Source organism: Neoaquamicrobium sediminum, from assembly GCF_040970315.1.
GTDB classification, from domain to species: Bacteria; Pseudomonadota; Alphaproteobacteria; order Rhizobiales; family Rhizobiaceae; genus Aerobium; species Aerobium sediminum.
The window spans coordinates 645752-661295 of record NZ_JAZHFV010000001.1 but is presented as its reverse complement, the minus strand read 5'-3'; the positions used below and the strand labels follow the sequence as shown (position 1 = coordinate 661295).

At 64.5% G+C, this 15544-nt stretch carries 15 protein-coding genes; 4 read left to right on the top strand and 11 right to left on the bottom strand.

Annotated elements, in window-relative coordinates; translation table 11 throughout:
* Positions 1-5: 5 nt before the first annotated feature.
* Positions 6-1871 (bottom strand): adenine deaminase, encoded by a 1866-nt coding sequence (locus V1479_RS03310; RefSeq protein ID WP_368801658.1) that lies wholly within the window; start codon positions 1869-1871, stop codon positions 6-8.
* Between the two features lie 101 nt (positions 1872-1972).
* Between V1479_RS03310 and V1479_RS03305 the strand changes: the two genes are divergently transcribed.
* The 3 genes from V1479_RS03305 to V1479_RS03295 all read left to right on the top strand — a co-directional run bounded on the left by V1479_RS03305 (position 1973) and on the right by V1479_RS03295 (position 4845).
* Positions 1973-2869, top strand: a complete 897-nt coding sequence (locus V1479_RS03305; RefSeq protein WP_368801657.1) for a LysR family transcriptional regulator — start codon at positions 1973-1975, stop codon at positions 2867-2869.
* A 153-nt stretch (positions 2870-3022) separates the two neighbouring features.
* Positions 3023-4033 carry an ATP-binding cassette domain-containing protein gene (locus V1479_RS03300; protein ID WP_368801656.1) on the top strand — a complete coding sequence of 337 codons (1011 nt, stop codon included), beginning with the start codon at positions 3023-3025 and terminating at the stop codon, positions 4031-4033.
* Complete coding sequence (locus V1479_RS03295; RefSeq protein ID WP_368801655.1) at positions 4030-4845, top strand: ABC transporter permease; 816 nt, start codon at positions 4030-4032, stop codon at positions 4843-4845. Before V1479_RS03300 ends, V1479_RS03295 begins: the two co-directional genes overlap by 4 nt.
* Positions 4846-4848: 3 nt before the next feature.
* Here V1479_RS03295 and V1479_RS03290 read toward each other — a convergent pair whose 3' ends face one another.
* The 9 genes from V1479_RS03290 to V1479_RS03250 all read right to left on the bottom strand — a co-directional run bounded on the left by V1479_RS03290 (position 4849) and on the right by V1479_RS03250 (position 13581).
* The gene (locus tag V1479_RS03290) at positions 4849-5517 is read right to left on the bottom strand and encodes a class I SAM-dependent methyltransferase (RefSeq protein ID WP_368801654.1); all 669 of its coding nucleotides are present in this window, start codon (positions 5515-5517) and stop codon (positions 4849-4851) included.
* A 5-nt stretch (positions 5518-5522) separates the two neighbouring features.
* The gene (locus V1479_RS03285) at positions 5523-6779 is read right to left on the bottom strand and encodes a BtaA family protein (RefSeq protein WP_368801653.1); all 1257 of its coding nucleotides are present in this window, start codon (positions 6777-6779) and stop codon (positions 5523-5525) included.
* Positions 6776-7837 (bottom strand): glycosyltransferase family 4 protein, encoded by a 1062-nt coding sequence (locus V1479_RS03280; protein WP_368801652.1) that lies wholly within the window; start codon positions 7835-7837, stop codon positions 6776-6778. Before V1479_RS03280 ends, V1479_RS03285 begins: the two co-directional genes overlap by 4 nt.
* 11 nt (positions 7838-7848) lie before the next feature.
* Positions 7849-8685, bottom strand: a complete 837-nt coding sequence (locus V1479_RS03275; protein ID WP_368801651.1) for a UDP-2,3-diacylglucosamine diphosphatase — start codon at positions 8683-8685, stop codon at positions 7849-7851.
* A gap of 48 nt (positions 8686-8733) precedes the next feature.
* Positions 8734-9861: an ABC transporter ATP-binding protein gene (locus V1479_RS03270; protein WP_368801650.1), complete on the bottom strand. Its 1128-nt coding sequence runs from the start codon at positions 9859-9861 to the stop codon at positions 8734-8736.
* Between the two features lie 13 nt (positions 9862-9874).
* Positions 9875-10771 carry an ABC transporter permease subunit gene (locus V1479_RS03265; protein ID WP_368801649.1) on the bottom strand — a complete coding sequence of 299 codons (897 nt, stop codon included), beginning with the start codon at positions 10769-10771 and terminating at the stop codon, positions 9875-9877.
* Positions 10772-10785: 14 nt separating this feature from the next.
* A complete protein-coding gene (locus V1479_RS03260) occupies positions 10786-11670 on the bottom strand; it encodes a carbohydrate ABC transporter permease (RefSeq protein WP_173188169.1) in 885 nt (294 codons plus the stop codon).
* Between the two features lie 88 nt (positions 11671-11758).
* A complete protein-coding gene (locus tag V1479_RS03255; RefSeq protein WP_368801648.1) occupies positions 11759-13096 on the bottom strand; it encodes an extracellular solute-binding protein in 1338 nt (445 codons plus the stop codon).
* Between the two features lie 122 nt (positions 13097-13218).
* Positions 13219-13581 (bottom strand): hypothetical protein, encoded by a 363-nt coding sequence (locus V1479_RS03250; RefSeq protein ID WP_368801647.1) that lies wholly within the window; start codon positions 13579-13581, stop codon positions 13219-13221.
* A 230-nt stretch (positions 13582-13811) separates the two neighbouring features.
* Here V1479_RS03250 and V1479_RS03245 point away from each other — a divergent pair, with 230 nt between their 5' ends.
* Positions 13812-14741, top strand: coding sequence for a sugar phosphate isomerase/epimerase family protein (locus V1479_RS03245; protein ID WP_368801646.1), 930 nt, complete (start codon positions 13812-13814; stop codon positions 14739-14741).
* Here the strand turns inward: V1479_RS03245 and phnF are convergent.
* Positions 14738-15502: a phosphonate metabolism transcriptional regulator PhnF gene (phnF, locus tag V1479_RS03240; RefSeq protein ID WP_368801645.1), complete on the bottom strand. Its 765-nt coding sequence runs from the start codon at positions 15500-15502 to the stop codon at positions 14738-14740. The genes V1479_RS03245 and phnF overlap by 4 nt on opposite strands.
* Positions 15503-15544: the final 42 nt, after the last annotated feature.

The following is a 15544-nucleotide window of genomic DNA, read 5'->3' as shown; positions in this document are numbered from 1 at the left end:
GCCCGTCAGAACACGACGGGATGCGTCTCGCCCGTCTGGACGTTGACCAGGCCCTGCGGCGCATGCTCGCTCGGCGCCACCAGCACCCACCGCCATGGCGCGCAGGTCAACGTGGCGAATGCAAGCCGTTCGGGAAAACCCGGCAACCATCGCGGATGGAAGGTCGGCTCGTACATCCACTCGACCTTCGCGCCCTCCGCATAGAGATTCTGCATCTCCTCGTGCAGCGCCTCTGCCGGGCGGCACGACATCAGCCCCGCGATCTCGTAGCGCACGCGGGCAACCACCTCGCCTTCACGCACCAGCGCCCACCCGCCCCTGTTTTCGGCCAGTGCGTTGACGGCTTTCGCCATCGCGGCATCCGACGAGCCGACACACCAGACATTGTGCTTGTCATGGGCCATCGAGCAGGCGAGCGCGGTCTCGGGCGTGCGGGGACCACAGCCGAGCCAGAACATCTTCGAGACCGCGCCGGCGCCGGAAAAGCGATCGACGATGGCGAACTTGGTGATGTTTCGGCTTTCATCGCGCTGCACCAGACCGTCACGTACGGGCAGCTCGAAGGTGAGGAAGTCGTCGGCCCAGTGGAACGGGCGCAGCACGGCCGCCGTCATGGTATGGCGCTCGGGCGCAGCGGAAATGGCGAAGTCTTCGGCCTGTAGCGACCTGCCGATATTGATCGTATCGGCTGCCCAGTCCGGCCAGTCGATTTTCGGCACGTTGGGCAGGTAGGTCTTGCCCTCGGAAACCTGAGCGCCGTCGGCCCAGACCTTTGCGATCTCGAAATCCGCGACGTTCGACAGGAGCACGATGTCCGCATAGCGCCCCGGCGCGAGCGAACCGACCCACGGGGTCAGCCGCATGTGGCGGGCCGGGTTGATCGTCACGCACTGCACCGCGATCTCGGGTTCAAGCCCCGCCTTGATCGCAAGCCGGACGTTGTGATCGGTCGCGCCGAGTTCGAGCGTGTCGGAGGCACTGCGGTCGTCGGTCGTCAGCGCGACCTGCGACCAGTCGGCCAGCCCCCTCTCCAGCAATCCCGCGATCACCTCGGGGAGCGTATGCGGGCGCAGCTCCATGAACAGGCCGCGGGAAAGCTTGTCCCAGAACTCCTCGAGTGTCCACGCCTCGTGGTCCGAAGCAAGCCCGGCGGCAGCGAAGGCGTTGATGGTTGGCATGTCGCGAATGCCCGCCGCATGGCCCTCTACGACGCCGCGTTGCTCGAAGGTCGCGCGGATCATGCCCCATAGCCGGTCGTAGGACGGGTTGTCGGGATTCCAGACCGCCGGCCAGTCCATCACCTCGTCCAGCCCGGCCACCATCAGGCTTTCGCGCAGGAAGGCGCGCTGCTCGTCATAGCCGAGCCATCCGCCGCCGTGCTCATAGCCCGTGGGCGGGACCGCCGAGCCCGGCAGCGGGAATATCTTGAGAGGCGAACCGGCACGCCGCGCCGCCAGCCAGAAGTCGAGCGTGCGGGCACCGTTGACGTTGGAGAACTCGTGGCTGGCCTCGCAGGTCCAGGTGTTGCCGCGCGGCAGGACGAGTGCCGCTTCCCACTCGGGCGTCAGATGCGAACTTTCTATGTGCTTGTGTACTTCGCCAAGCCCTGGGACCGCGGCCAGATCGGGCTCGTGGACCCGCCGCGCGACTTCGCCGGGCCAGGTGCCCGCATTGCCCACGTAGGCGATCCGCCGCCCGCTGATGACGATCTCCTGATCGGAAAGCCATGTGCGGGTGTGAACGTCGAGCAGGCGACCGACCCGCAGCGCCACATCGGCCGGCCGCTTGCCGAGAGCGACGAGCGTCAGGTTCTGCCGGATGGCGATCTCGGTGTCAGCGTCGAGCGAGATGTCGTGGGAAGCTTGGGTCATGCGCCGCTTATGTCCTCGCGGGCCGGTCACCTGTCAATGGGACAATGTTTCGACCGCAGGCGCTGGACTGGCGAGCCGCAGCGAGGCATTGTCGCGGCGCAATGCTGACCCTGCGCCAGATCGAAGTCATCCGCGCCGTGATGGTTGCCGGCAGCGTCGCCGGCGCCGCGCGCATGCTCAACGTCGCGCAGCCCGGCGTCAGCCGGACAATGAAGCATCTGGAATCCGTCCTGGGTATCAAGCTCTTCGTACGCAAGGGCGGCCGCTACGTACCCTCGCCCGAGGCTCGAACGCTCTTCGACTTGCTGCAGGACGTTCACAAGAAGCTCGGCGACCTGCAGTTCTCCATCAACCAGCTCGAGCGGGGCAAGGGCGCGGAGCTGTCGATCGCTTCCGTGCCCAGCATTGCCAATGTGATGGTACCGCGCGCGATCGCCGGCGTGCATGCGCTTCATCCCGATCTGCGGATCAGCTTCGACGTCATCAAGCTGGAAGACGCGATCGATTTCCTTCTGCTCGAAAAGGGCGAGCTGGCGGTGATGAGCTATCGGCTGGAGCATCCGTCGCTCACTTTCGAGCCGCTGGCCAGAGGGCATCTTGTCTGCATCACCGCCCCCGGCCACCCGCTGGCGCAGCAGAAGATGGTGAAGGCGGCCGACATCGTGAACTACCCGCTGATCGGCATCGACCCGAACGACCCCTTCGGCGGCATCATGGCGGGCATCTTCGCGCGCGAGGGGCTGGACTACGAGATCGCCATCCGCGCCCGGTTCGGGACGACCGTCTGTGCGCTGGTGAAGCAGAACCTCGGCGTTGCCGTGCTCGACATCTTCACCGTCGCCGACATGCGCAGTGACGAGATCGCGGTCATTCCGATCACCGAGGAGACGACGTTCCAGACCTTCGTCGGCATGCGCAAGGACGCGGCCCTGTCGAGCTACGCCGAGAACTTCGTCGCCCAGCTCAAGCTGGCCATGCAGGACGCCGCGGGGCGCTGACCACCCGCCGGCCTCCCGTCAGGGTGTTGTCAGTTGGCTGCAGTTCCCGCCGGGCCGCGCCGTTCAAAAGGCGCATGTAACCTGCTATATGCCAGCGCCCGGTTCACCGCCCGAGGTGTCTCCAGACCGGCACCGAAACATGGAAGCAAGACAGTGAACGAAACGCCCTCCGCGCGAGCGATCTTGTCCGGCCAGCAGCCAGCGTTTGCCATTTCAACGCGTGGGCTGGCGAAATCCTTCGGCACGCTTCGCGCCGTCGACGGCATCGATCTCGACGTGCCGCGCGGTATGATCTTTGCCATTCTCGGGCCCAACGGCGCGGGCAAGACCACGTTGATGCGCATGCTGGCGACGCTCACCAAGCCCGATGCCGGCACGGCCACGGTGATGGGCCACGACCTCGTCAGCGCACCGCAGACCGTGCGCGGGTCGATCGCCATGACGGGGCAATTCGCCTCGCTCGACGAAGACCTGACAGGCCGCGAAAACCTCGTTCTGATCTCGCGTCTTTGGGGTTTCAGAGGCGGGCAGGCCAAGGCGCGCGCCGACGAGCTGCTGGCTGCCTTCGACCTTGCCGACGCGGCGGGCAAACAGGTGAAGGACTATTCAGGCGGAATGCGCCGGCGCCTCGACATCGCCGCCTCGCTGATCGTCACGCCGGGCGTGCTGTTCCTGGACGAACCAACGACCGGCCTCGACCCCAAGGCCCGGCAGGGCGTCTGGCGCATCATCCGGGCGCTGGCGGCGACCGGCGTCACCGTGCTTTTGACGACGCAATATCTCGACGAGGCGGACCAGCTTGCAGCGCGCATCGTCGTGATCGACCACGGCAGGAAGATCGCCGAGGGCACCAGCCGCGAGCTCAAGGCCGCGACGGGCTCCGGCTTCCTGCATATCGCGCTCGCCGACCCGAACCAGATCGACCAGGCCGAGCGGCTGCTGGCGGAGAAGCTTGACGGAACGGTCCAGCGCGGCGTCGAGGGCGGCAGGCTCTCGGTGATGGCGGGATCGGCCCAGGCGGCCAGCGAAGCGCTCGCAGCGCTCATCGAAGCCGGGATCGAGCCCGCCGACTTCTCCATGGGCTCGCCAAGCCTCGACGAGGTGTTCTTTGCCCTCACCGGCGGACCGGCCGACCAACACGCAAACACGGACAACCCGGCATGAGCGAGACGTCTCCCGAAGCCCTGTCGCAGATCCTGCGGCCGATCCCGCGCCCGAAGGAGCCGTCGGCGTTTTCAAACGCGCTGGTGTTCGGTTGGCGCGCCGTGCTCAAGTTCAAGCACGTGCCCGAACAGCTCTTCGACCTCGTGATGACGCCCATCATGTTCACGCTGCTGTTCACATTCGTGTTCGGCGGCGCGCTGGCGGGTTCGACGGGCGATTATCTGCAGTTCTTCCTGCCGGGCATTCTCGTCCAGACGGTCGTCTTCAATGCGGTCTATTCGGGCATGGGGCTTTCGACGGACCTGTCGAAGGGGCTTTTCGACCGATTCCGCTCGCTGCCGATCTGGTCGCTGGCGCCATTCGCGGGGCTGATGGTCGGCGACATCCTACGTCACCTGATTGCCGGCGGCATCATTCTCGCCATCGGGCTCATCCTCGGCTATCGCCCGGAAGCAGGCATCTTCGGGGTGGTCGCAGCCTTCGCACTGCTCATCGCTATCGGCTTTGGCATGGGGTGGGTCTTTATCGTACTCGGCCTGCTGGTACGCACGCCGATGACGGTGATGACGTTCGGCTTCACCTTCCTGTTCCCGCTGGTCTTCGCGTCGAACATCATGGTCGATCCGGGAACCATGCCCGGCTGGCTGCGCGCTTTTGTCGACGTGAACCCGGTTTCGCTGATGACCACCGCCATGCGCGGGCTGATGAGCGGCAACAGCGACGCCACACAGATTGCACTGGCGCTCGCGGCACCGGTGGCACTGACCGTGCTTCTGGCGCCGGTCACGCTCTGGCTTTACCGTAGGCGCTGACGATCAGGCAGCCGCCGGACGGCGTATCACCGAAATCCAGGAGAAGCCGCGATGCAGGCGCCGCTCCTGCGTCGCGCCGCCGACGGATTCGGCGATGCCCGCTGCCGTTTCGAACAGGTCTTTGCGGGGTGCAACGTGATGCAACCGCAGCCATGAATATACGGCCGAGCGGAACGATGCTGGAAGCCCTGCCATGTCGCCGAAGTCGGCGACATGCAGTTCGCCGCCGGGCGCAAGGCGACGGGACGCTTCGGCCATGACGGCACGCCATTGCGGGATCATCGACACCGCATAGGAAATGAATATGCGGTCGTAGCTCTCGCTGCCAAAGGTCAGGCGCGGATCGAAGGTTGCGGCGTCCGCGCAGGCCAGCCGCACACGACCGCGCAGCCCGGCGGAGGAAATCGCGTCGCCGGCGGCAGCGAGCATCTCGCTCGATATGTCGATGCCGTGGAAACGAGCCTCGGGGTAGCGACGGGCCGCCTGCACCAGATTGCGCCCAGTGCCGCAGCCGATCTCAAGCACCGTGCCCCCGGCCGGCGGCGCCAGCGAAGCGATCATCGGGTCGCGGCCGAGCAGATAATATTTGCGCGTGGCGTCGTAAATGCCGAACCGCCGCTGATAGCGGTAGATGCGGTCCATCAGCAACGCGTGGTCGGAACGTGCATCCATGGTGCTCATCCCCGGAAAACGTGCAGGTGGAAGCCGCCGTAGATCGAGGAGCGGTCGCGCGCGTGGAACGCACGCGATTCCGCCTCGCGATAATCCCAGCGCGAAAGCGTGGCGTCCTCGACCCGGCCCGGCAGCAGGTTGTCCGCCGCGGCCGTGCGGAAGATGACCCTCGCATCGGGCTTGGCCGTGCGCGTGATCTCGGCCCATAGCGCGTTCAGCTGCTCGTCGGACATCCAGTCCTGTGCGTCGAGCAGAACGTAACGGTCGACTGATGCGGCGGGTTTGGCCGCCAGCAGCTCTGTGATCGAGACATTGACCACCGAGGCGCGATCGGCGCGGGCCCGCACGGCCTCGAAATTCTCACGCGACAGATAGGGCGGCAGCGGGCAATCACCCTCGCCATAACCGCGGCCGAAGGCTTGCCAGGCAAAATAGTTCTCCGACAGCGGAAAATCGCAGGCAAGCTTTTCAAGGCGCGCGCGCAGCACCGTTGCCATGTCGCTGCCGCCCGCGAGCGCTTCGTATTGCTGCGGCGGAATGCCCAGGCCGAAGAGCGATGATTTCTGGCCCGTGGCCCAGCGAACCAGACGCTTCTCGAACAGCGGCGCGATGGTGCTATCGAAGAAGCGCCGCTGGTCCTCGAGCGTGCGTGCCTGCAACAGGCCGCGCGGGTCCGCGCCGTAGAGGCGGGCGACGCGGTGGCCCCAGCCGATGAAGTTTCCAAGCAGGCCGTGGCGATAGAGCCTGCGGCGGAAGATCGAGATACGCTTGCGGCCCGAAAGGGTGCGGCCCTCCCAATAGGCGCGGGTCTCGGCATCGAGAACCGGTGCGAGATAGCGGCCATAGTCCTCGATATTGGCGCTATCGTCGGCCTTGCCATAAAACCGGTGGAAGGTCTCATAGTCGGGGAGCGTCGCCAGCGCTGCAAGCTTCAGGCGGTTGAACGCGACATGGGCGGGATTCAGGTCGACGGCCTCGATCCGCGCCGGGTCCGCCAGCAGGTAGGACAGCGCATTGCAGCCGCCGGAAGCTATGGTCACCAGATGATGTCCGGGGCCGATCTCCAGCGCCGCCATGTCGACCTCGGGGTCCTCCCATATCTGGGCGTAGACGAGCCCGTGAAAGAGGCGCGCGAAGACGTATTCCGAAAGGCCGGCGGGAGACAGCAGCGAGTTGCGGCGGACAGCCTGCTGCAACCTTGCGCCGGCGTGCTTTTTCGAACCCGTGGGCGAAGCTTGCCGATATGCAGCGGTGGCATTCATCGGGAGATACCTTCTGTAATCGACGCCGGCAGTCTGAGCGTTGCGGCAGGCAGACAATGCCGGGCTGCTGGGAGATTGCGGAGGAATTGCTGGCTGCATTCGCGCCAGTCATAGGTTTCCGCTTTGGCGCGGGCGGTCGCGCGGGGAATCGCGAGCGCAGTCATCGCGGCCCTGGCGAGGTCTTCATCGACAACCACGCCCTCATGGCCGTCGCTGGCGATGTCGAGAGGACCGGTAACGGGAAAGGCCGCGACCGGGCAGCCGCTCGCCAGCGCCTCCAGAATCACGTTGCCGAACGTGTCTGTGCGGCTCGGGAATACGAACACATCGGCTGACGCGTAGATCGAAGCGAGGTCGTCGCCGGTGCGAACGCCCAGGAAGTGGACATCGGAGTAACGTGCCTTCAGCGCCTCCAGCGCGGGACCATCTCCGACGACCACCTTGCTGCCGGGCAAGTCGAGATCGAGGAACGCCGGCAGGTTCTTTTCCACCGCCACCCGACCAACATTCAGGAAAATCGGTCCCGGCAACCCCAGATCGCGCCGGCGGCCGGGGCTGAAGAGCGAGGTGTCGACACCGCGCGACCACAGGCAGATATTGTCGAAGCCACGCTCTGAGAGTTCCCGCCCGAGCGAGGGCGTGGCGACCATCATACCCGAGCCGGCATTGTGGAAACGCCTGAGCCAGCGGTAGCTCCAGCTTTCGGGCACCGGCAGACGCGCGCGCAGAAACTCCGGGAAACGCGTGTGATAGCTGGTGGTGAAAGGGATACCGCGCGACAGGCACACGCGCCGCGCCAGAAAGCCCAGCGGGCCCTCGGTCGCGATGTGGATGCTGTCGGGCTGAACCTCGTCGATGCGGCGCGCCACTTTGCCGGGAAGCGTCAGCGCCAGTCTTATGTCGGGATAGGAGGGCATGGGCACGGAGCGGAAACCAAGGGGCGTGAGGAAATCCACTACCACCCCCATCTCGCCCAGCGTTTCACCAAGCTTTTCAAGGGTTCGCACGACGCCGTTGATCTGCGGTCGCCAGGCATCGGTGACGATTAGGATGCGCAACGCCGTAGGCCTCAAGCGGCGCGATGGCGGCGGAAAGGGATCGCGACCGCCCGACGTGCGTTGAGCGTCTCGCTCACCTCCGACCAGTGGATGATCTCCATCCGTCCGTCCTCGTGCTCGACCAATGCCGTGCAGCTTTCCACCCAGTCGCCTGTGTTGATGTAGGTGAAGCCGTCGAAGTCGCGCATCGCTGCGGAGTGGATGTGGCCGCAGATGACGCCATCGACGCCATGCCGCTCCGCTTCCGCTGCAAGCGTCTCCTCGAAGCGGCCGATATAGTTGACGGCGTTCTTGACCGTGCGCTTCGCCCAGGCTGACAGCGACCAGTAGGTGAAGCCCAGCTTGCGTCGGACCCAGTTGATGCGGGTGCTGATGGCGAGCGCGATCTCGTAGGCCCAGTCACCCAAGAAGGCGAGCCACCTGGCGTGACGTACGACCATGTCGAAGACGTCGCCGTGTATCACGAGGTAGCGCTTGCCGTCAGCAGCGACATGAACGATGGTCTCGCAGACCTCTATGCCGCCGAAATGGGTGCCGTAGAAATCGCGCAGGAACTCGTCGTGATTGCCCGGCACATAGATGATGCGCGAGCCCTTGCGTGCCTTGCGCAGGAGCTTCTGGACAACGTCGTTGTGCGATTGCGGCCAGTACCAGCCCGAGCGAAGCCGCCATCCGTCGACGATGTCGCCGACCAGATAGATGGTATCGGCGTCATGCTCCTTGAGGAATTCGAGCAGGGCGTCGGCCTGGGCGCCCTTGGTGCCAAGGTGAATGTCGGACAGAAACAGGCTGCGATAGTGGCGAGGCCGATCGGAGCCGTTCGAATCACTTTGCCGGGGCGCTTCCATGCGTCACCTTTCAGCAGATTCCAATGACAGGCGCGTGACGTGAGCCGGCTAAGCCGACAGCGTCGCAGCAACGGCCTTGCGAGGTTCGGGAGCCAGGGCGCTCCCATCAGCCTCCGCCAGCCGCTTGCCGGTTTCGGCGTCGAACAGATGGACCGCCGATGGGTCTATCTGAAACGATACCGCCTCACCCTGCTGGAAGGATCGGTCGCCGAAAGCGTGCGCGATCAGCGTGTGGCCTGAAAAATTGCAGTGCATCAGCTTGCCTGAACCGAGCTCCTCAGCGAACTCGAACGAGCCGGAAATGCCACCGGGCACCAGCCGAACGGCTTCGGCCCGGAAGCCGGCGGTCACCGGTCCGTAGCCGACATCGGGCCAGCGGCTGGTGTCGTAGGCAAGCTTTTGACCATCGGGCAGCGTCACCGTGCCCTTGTCCGGGTCGGCCGTGGCGGCGATGAGGTTGAGACCCGGCGAACCGATGAAGTTGGCGACATAGGTGGTCTCAGGCCGCCGGTAGATTTCAGCCGGCGAGCCCACCTGCTCGACGACGCCCTTGTTCATCACCACGATACGGTCGGCGAGCGTCATCGCCTCGACCTGGTCATGGGTGACGAACAGCGTCGTCGTGCCCAGCCACTGGTGCAGCTTGCGGATCTCGATGCGCATGGCGACGCGCAGCTTGGCGTCGAGGTTCGAAAGCGGCTCGTCGTAGAGGAAGACCTTCGGCTCGCGGATCATCGCACGGCCCATGGCCACGCGCTGGCGCTGGCCGCCCGAAAGCTGCCCCGGCCGGCGATCGAGAAAATCCTCCAGCCCCAGCGAGGCGGCGACCTTGCGCACGCGCTCGTCACGTTTGGCGCGCGGCACGCCGGCGATCTTCAGCGAATAGCCGATGTTCTGCCCGACCGTCATATGCGGATAGAGCGCGTAGTTCTGGAACACCATGGCGCAGCCGCGCTCGCGCGGTTCGAGCTGATTGACGACGCGACCGCCGAGCTCGATCTCACCTTCGGTGATGCTCTCAAGGCCGGCCACCATGCGCAGAAGCGTGGACTTGCCGCAACCGGAGGGCCCGAGGATGACGATGAACTCGCCGGCCGAAACGTCGAGATCGACGCCGTGAACGACCTCGGTCTTGGCGTAGGATTTACGGACGTTGCGAAGGGTTATTTCGGCCATGGTCGATGACCCTCTATTTGTCGGTTGAGATGAGGCCGCGCACGAACCAGCGCTGCAGCAGGATGGTGACGAGCACAGGCGGCGTAAGCACGATCAGGTTGGCGGCCATCGCCGTGTTCCAGACCGGAGGCGCGCCGAACAGCGGGCCCGGCACCACCTTCTGCAACTGCATGGTGGCGGTGGCGTAGTTGGCGTGGTCGGTGACGATGAGTAGCGGCCACAGATACTGGTTCCACGACCAGACGAACATGATGGTCGCCAGAGCGGCCATGTTGGTCTTGGACAGGGGCAGCAGCACTTCGAAGAAGAAGCGCAGCGGCCCCGACCCGTCCATCTTGGCGGCCTCGGCAAGTTCGTCCGGGATCGTCATGAAGAACTGGCGGTAAAGGAACGTTCCGGTTGCCGTCGCCACCAGCGGTAGGATCAGGCCGGAATAGGAATTGAGAAGGTTCCACTCGGGCAGGTAGATGCTGATGCCGATGGCGTTGAGGATAGCCTCGAACGGACCCAGCGCATTGGCCGCGACCGCGTAAGTCGGCACGATGCGCACTTCCAGCGGCAGCATCAGCGTGATGAAGATGAGCCAGAACAGGAGCATGCGCAGCCGGTAGTTGAAGTAGACGATCGAGAATGCCGACAGGGCCGCGATGCAGATCTTGCCGGCAGTGACACCGACGGCAACGATCACGGAGTTCAGCATCACGCGGTCAAAATTACCGGCCGCCCATGCTGCCGAGAGATTTTCGAACAGGTGAGAGCCCGGCCACAACGGCATCGGCACCTGGTTGACGGTCTGGTAGTCGTGGCTGGCAGCCACGAACACGACCCACAGCGGCATCAGCAGCGCAACAAGGCTTAGAACGAGGATCGCCTGGGTGATGAAGTCGAGAACGGGAGTGCGTTCGATCATGGTCGCGGCCCTCGTCAGGTGTAGTGGACGCGCCGCTCGATGAAGCGGAACTGGATGAAGGTGAGGGCGACGATGAGGACCATCAGCACGATCGACTGGGCGGCGGCCAGCGAGTAGTCCTTGCCCTGGAAACCGTCGGTGTAGATCTTGTAGACCATGAGGTCCGTGGCGCGGGCCGGGCCACCACCAGTGGTTATGTCGACGATGCCGAACGAGTTCACGAAACTGTCGGTGATGTTGATGACGATCAGGAAGAACAGCGTCGGCGTGATTAGCGGAAGCTGCAGGTCCCACATGCGCCGCATGACGCCCGCGCCATCCATGGCGCCGGCCTCGCTCATGGTGCGCGGGATCGACTGCAGCGCCGCCAGGAAGAAGATGAAATTATAGCCGACGAGGCTCCAGGCCTGCGCGAGTATGATGAGAAGCAGCGCGTCGAAACCATCGAGCGCCGGGTTCCACAGCCCCGGAAAGAACTGATTGATGGCGGAGACGAAACCCGCATCCGGCGAGAAGATGAAGCGGAAGGCGAGGCCTACGGCAGGGGCAGCGAGCGCGTAAGGCAGGAAGAAGGTGAACTTGTAGACCTGATGGCCGGGCAACCGTCGGTCGACGAACAGTGCCATCAGCACGGCGATCACCAGAGAAAGCACGGTGGCCGCGATGGCGAAGATCATGGAGACCCGCACCGAGCTCCAGTACTTGGGATCGCCGAAGACGCCCTCGAAATTGTAGAGGCCGACCCACTCGTTGCCGCCGCCGAAGGGGCGCTCGAGCGTGAAGGCCCAGTAAAGCGCCTCACCCGTGGGCCAGTAGAAAAAGACGAAGACCAGCAGCATCTGCGGCAGGATCAGCGCCGCGGCGAGCCATGTGTTCGAGAAGGTGACACGCTTTTCCAAGACGGCATGCTCCCGCTTGTCTCAAGTGTTGGAAGGAAGACGCCGCGTCGGCGGCGCCTCCCGATCGGTGCTTTGAAGCGGTGTCAGATCACGGCAGGTCGGCGCCACGGTAGGTCTGCTCGTAGCGGCGCAGGATCTGGTTGGACCGGTCGGCCGCATCGCTGAGGGCGGTCTCCATGTCCTTCTGGCCGGTAAAGGCAGCTTCCAGCTCGGCGCGGACTTCGGCACGGATCGAGGTGAAGTTGCCAAGGCGGATGCCACGCGACAGCGGGGTCACGTCCGATGCGGTGAGGGATTCGATCGCGACCTCGCGACCCGCATAACCTTCCTTGTCGTAGAAGCCTTCCGACTTCAGGAGCTCGAAGCCGGCCGTGGTGACCGGGATGTAGCCGGTGTTCTCGGCGATGTACTTCTCGCCGGTATCGGGAGCGGTGACATACTTCACGAAAGCGGCGGTGGCTTCGTACTCCTCAGGCGTCTTGCCTTCCATGATCCACAGCGACGCGCCGCCGACGATGGAGTTGGTGCGCTTGCCCTCTTCGAGGACCGGCAGCATCGCGACATCCCAGTTCATGCCTTCGGCCTTGGTGGAGCCGACGACTCCGTGGTTGGCGATGGAGCTGGTGGTCGACGCGCAGGTGCCGTCTGCGAAGGACTGGATCAGGTTCTTGCCGACCTGGCTGGTCTGGATCTGGGCATAGCCCGCGTCCATCCAGTCCTTGAAGTTGTTCATGTGATCGGCGAACGCCGTCTGGTGGAACTCGACCTCGGCGCCGAGACCGCCATAGCCGTTGTCGAGCGTGGCGATCGGCAGGCCGTTAATGGCGGAGAACTGTTCGAGATTCATCCAGGTGTCGAAGTCGAAGGCGAAGCCGCATTCGACGCCCGCTTCCTTGAGCGCCTTGAGGTCAGCGGCGAATTCGGCCCAGGTCTTGGGCGCCTCGGACTTGCCGATCTTCGCCCACTGGTCCTTGTTCCAGTAGAGGACGGCGGTCGACGAATTATAGGGGAACGACCACATCTCGCCGGTGGAGGTCGCGTAGTAATTGGCGATGCCGGGGAAGTAGGCGTCCCAGTCGACATCAATCTTGTAGTCCTCGGCGAACTTGTTGGCGGGATAGATCGCGCCGGAGAGCATGAAGTTCACCGTGCCGGCGTCGTAGATCTGGACGAGGGTGGGGTGCTGCTTGGCGCGGTAGGCGGCGATCGTGTTCTGCTCGGCCTTGTCATAGCCGCCCTGGCCGACGCATACGGCCTCGTATTTCTCCTGGCTCTCGTTGAAGAGCTCGCACTGCTTGGCCATCACTTCGCCGAGCTGGCCGGTCAGGCCATACCAGAATTCGAACTTGGTGCGCTCCTGAGCGTGAGCGCCCGACGCCATCGCGATGACCGATGCGGCCGCGGCGAGAAGGGAATACCGTTTCATTATCAGCCTCCAGAGGAAGATTGGCGCGGGGTCGATCCCGCTGCCGCTTCCCTAGAGACGGTCAATGACAGTTTTGTATTGGCGCGATTACAGTCCCGCGACCGTTTTATGAACTTTGGACGTCAGACCCCGAGCTCGCGGATTTCGAAGACGTTGCCGCCAGTGGTGACAAAAACTCCGTCTTCGCCGCGCCTGATGCGATAGCACTTCTCGAGCCCGGACCTCGCCTCGCCCCAGCGGGTGCAAACATGGTCGCCGCGCAGCCACCAGCGCCCGACATCGTGCTGCGCCTGCGGACGCTCCACCGTCATCTCGGCGGCGCCGTTGGGCAGCAGAAAGAGGTGCCCGTGACGCCAGCCTTCCATTTCCCACCACGCAATCTGCCTGCCGACCAGCTCGTCCTCGATTTCGCCATGCGTGAGGTCGGATGCCGATGCCGCAGTCGGCAGGGCGATAAGGATACAAAGCAAGAGATGGCGCAACATCGCGGATTCCCCGGGAATCACCGCCGCATGTGACGGCTGGATGACAAGGAAATGACATTCGCCGGCTCAAGTCGAGCCCCTGCCGATCACGGTTGCGACAAATGCCGGACAGGCTGTTGCGAGCGGATTTCCCGGCATGCCGTCAGACGCCCGTCATCAAAGCCGCCGATCATGGTATGGTCACAGGGCATATCGCCCTCACCCAATCCCGCGAACGAGGACCACCAGACATGCTTGCCAACGGCGCTACCGGCACGGGCATTTCGGCCCACAAACGAGCCAACGATCTCAGCGACTTCTCCGACGAACTGGACATGATCGAGGCGCTGGGGGTCGAGACGATCGAACTGCCCACCTACGACATGGATATCGTGGTCGGCGGCAAGATCCGCCGCCCGCAGATGGAGGCGCTCAAGAAGGCCTGCGCCGGACGCGATGTCGCCTATTCCGTGCATGGCCCGCTGGCGATCAATTTCATGGATGAGGCCTGGCGGCTGCCGCGCCACATGGAGGTGCTGGAGGCTTCGCTGGACGTGGCGGCCGAGGTCGGTGCGGAGCATTACGTCATCCATTCGGGGCTGGTGCCGCAGCAGCAGGGCGAAGGGGTCGAAGCGGCCTACGACCGCCAGCGCGAATGGCTGTCGCGCGGTGGCGACATCGCCGCCGAGCACGGTCTGATCCTGTGCGTCGAAACGCTGTTTGCGGGCTACGAAGGCAAGGGCATTGCTTCCTCGCCGAAGCGGCTGGCGGCAGAACTGGGAGCAATCAATCATCCCAACGTTCTTGCCACGCTGGATTTCAGCCATGCATGGCTCAAGCTCGACTATGACGGGCGTCGTGACGATTTCGTCGAAGAGGTGAAGGCGCTGGCGCCATGGTCGCGCCACCTGCACATCCATGACAGCTTTGGCAGGCAGGACGACATCTGGATGTTTACCGATGGCGAACGCGTCGCCTACGGCCATGGCGACCTGCACCTGCCGGTCGGCTGGGGCGAGATTCCCTGGGACAGGATCGTCGCCGAATGCACGTTTCCCGAAGGTGTTCTCTTCAACATCGAGCTGAACGAACGCTACTGGTATGCGGCGCAGGAAACCGTCGACGCCACCAAGCGGCTGGCTAGTGCGGCCCGTACCGCCGCGCAGGCCGAAGCGGCCTAGAGCCCCTCGGCCACCACCAGCTCCACACGGTCGGCGGCAAACAGGGTCTCGGAGAACTGGATCGCGCGTCCCTCCGGGTCCTCGTTGATCGCCACCGTGACGAGCACGATAGCGCCGGCCGACAGCGACAGGTCGGCAAGCACCGTGGCGTCGGCATGGCGTGCCGACACGACGGTCGAACGGCGCATATAATCATCAATGCCGCAGCGGGCGAAGGCGGCGGTGATCGAGCCCGTCTTTGCGTAAGCGTCTTCCATGCCCGAGAAGCGGATCGCGTCGAACCAGCTCGTCGCCCGCGAGACCGGGTGGCCGTCAGCTTCGCTGAGCGTGTCGAGCCGCAGAACGGACGCGCCGGCGTCGAGACCGAGGGCGCCAGCGGTCCGGCTGTCGGCCGGCACGACCGCACTGGCAAGCAGCCGCCCTTTCGTTTCGCGAACCTGGCCTTGCAGGTTGGCTGAAAAGCGCGTGTACCGGCCAAGCGCATAAGAAATCCGAGGAGCGTGCTGGACAAAAGTGCCCCGCCCTTGCTCGGCGCGCAGTACACCCTCCTGCACCAGCGCCGCGATCGCGCCGCGCACCGTATGCCGGTTGACGCCGAAGCGCTCGGCCAGCGCGATCTCGGGCGGCAACCTGCCGCCCTCCTCGAACGTGCCTTCGGCAATGCCCTGCCTTATGCGGTCGGCGATCTGCCGCCACAGGGCCACACCGCTGCCGCGCTCCATCGCCGTCACTGAGCCCGGCGCCTCGATCGTCTCTGTCATCGCCCTGTCATCCTGCCCCGCTAGGGATGCACGATAAGTTGT

What these genes read in the sequence shown, in the direction of transcription:
- V1479_RS03310 (WP_368801658.1), bottom strand. Translation starts at nt 1,871, where the DNA reads ATGACCCAAGCTTCCCACGACATCTCGCTCGACGCTGACACCGAGATC.
- V1479_RS03305 (WP_368801657.1), top strand. Translation starts at nt 1,973, where the DNA reads ATGCTGACCCTGCGCCAGATCGAAGTCATCCGCGCCGTGATGGTTGCC.
- V1479_RS03295 (WP_368801655.1), top strand. Translation starts at nt 4,030, where the DNA reads ATGAGCGAGACGTCTCCCGAAGCCCTGTCGCAGATCCTGCGGCCGATC.
- V1479_RS03290 (WP_368801654.1), bottom strand. Translation starts at nt 5,517, where the DNA reads ATGGATGCACGTTCCGACCACGCGTTGCTGATGGACCGCATCTACCGC.
- V1479_RS03285 (WP_368801653.1), bottom strand. Translation starts at nt 6,779, where the DNA reads ATGAATGCCACCGCTGCATATCGGCAAGCTTCGCCCACGGGTTCGAAA.
- V1479_RS03275 (WP_368801651.1), bottom strand. Translation starts at nt 8,685, where the DNA reads ATGGAAGCGCCCCGGCAAAGTGATTCGAACGGCTCCGATCGGCCTCGC.
- V1479_RS03270 (WP_368801650.1), bottom strand. Translation starts at nt 9,861, where the DNA reads ATGGCCGAAATAACCCTTCGCAACGTCCGTAAATCCTACGCCAAGACC.
- V1479_RS03265 (WP_368801649.1), bottom strand. Translation starts at nt 10,771, where the DNA reads ATGATCGAACGCACTCCCGTTCTCGACTTCATCACCCAGGCGATCCTC.
- V1479_RS03255 (WP_368801648.1), bottom strand. Translation starts at nt 13,096, where the DNA reads ATGAAACGGTATTCCCTTCTCGCCGCGGCCGCATCGGTCATCGCGATG.
- V1479_RS03250 (WP_368801647.1), bottom strand. Translation starts at nt 13,581, where the DNA reads ATGTTGCGCCATCTCTTGCTTTGTATCCTTATCGCCCTGCCGACTGCG.
- V1479_RS03245 (WP_368801646.1), top strand. Translation starts at nt 13,812, where the DNA reads ATGCTTGCCAACGGCGCTACCGGCACGGGCATTTCGGCCCACAAACGA.
- phnF (WP_368801645.1), bottom strand. Translation starts at nt 15,502, where the DNA reads ATGACAGAGACGATCGAGGCGCCGGGCTCAGTGACGGCGATGGAGCGC.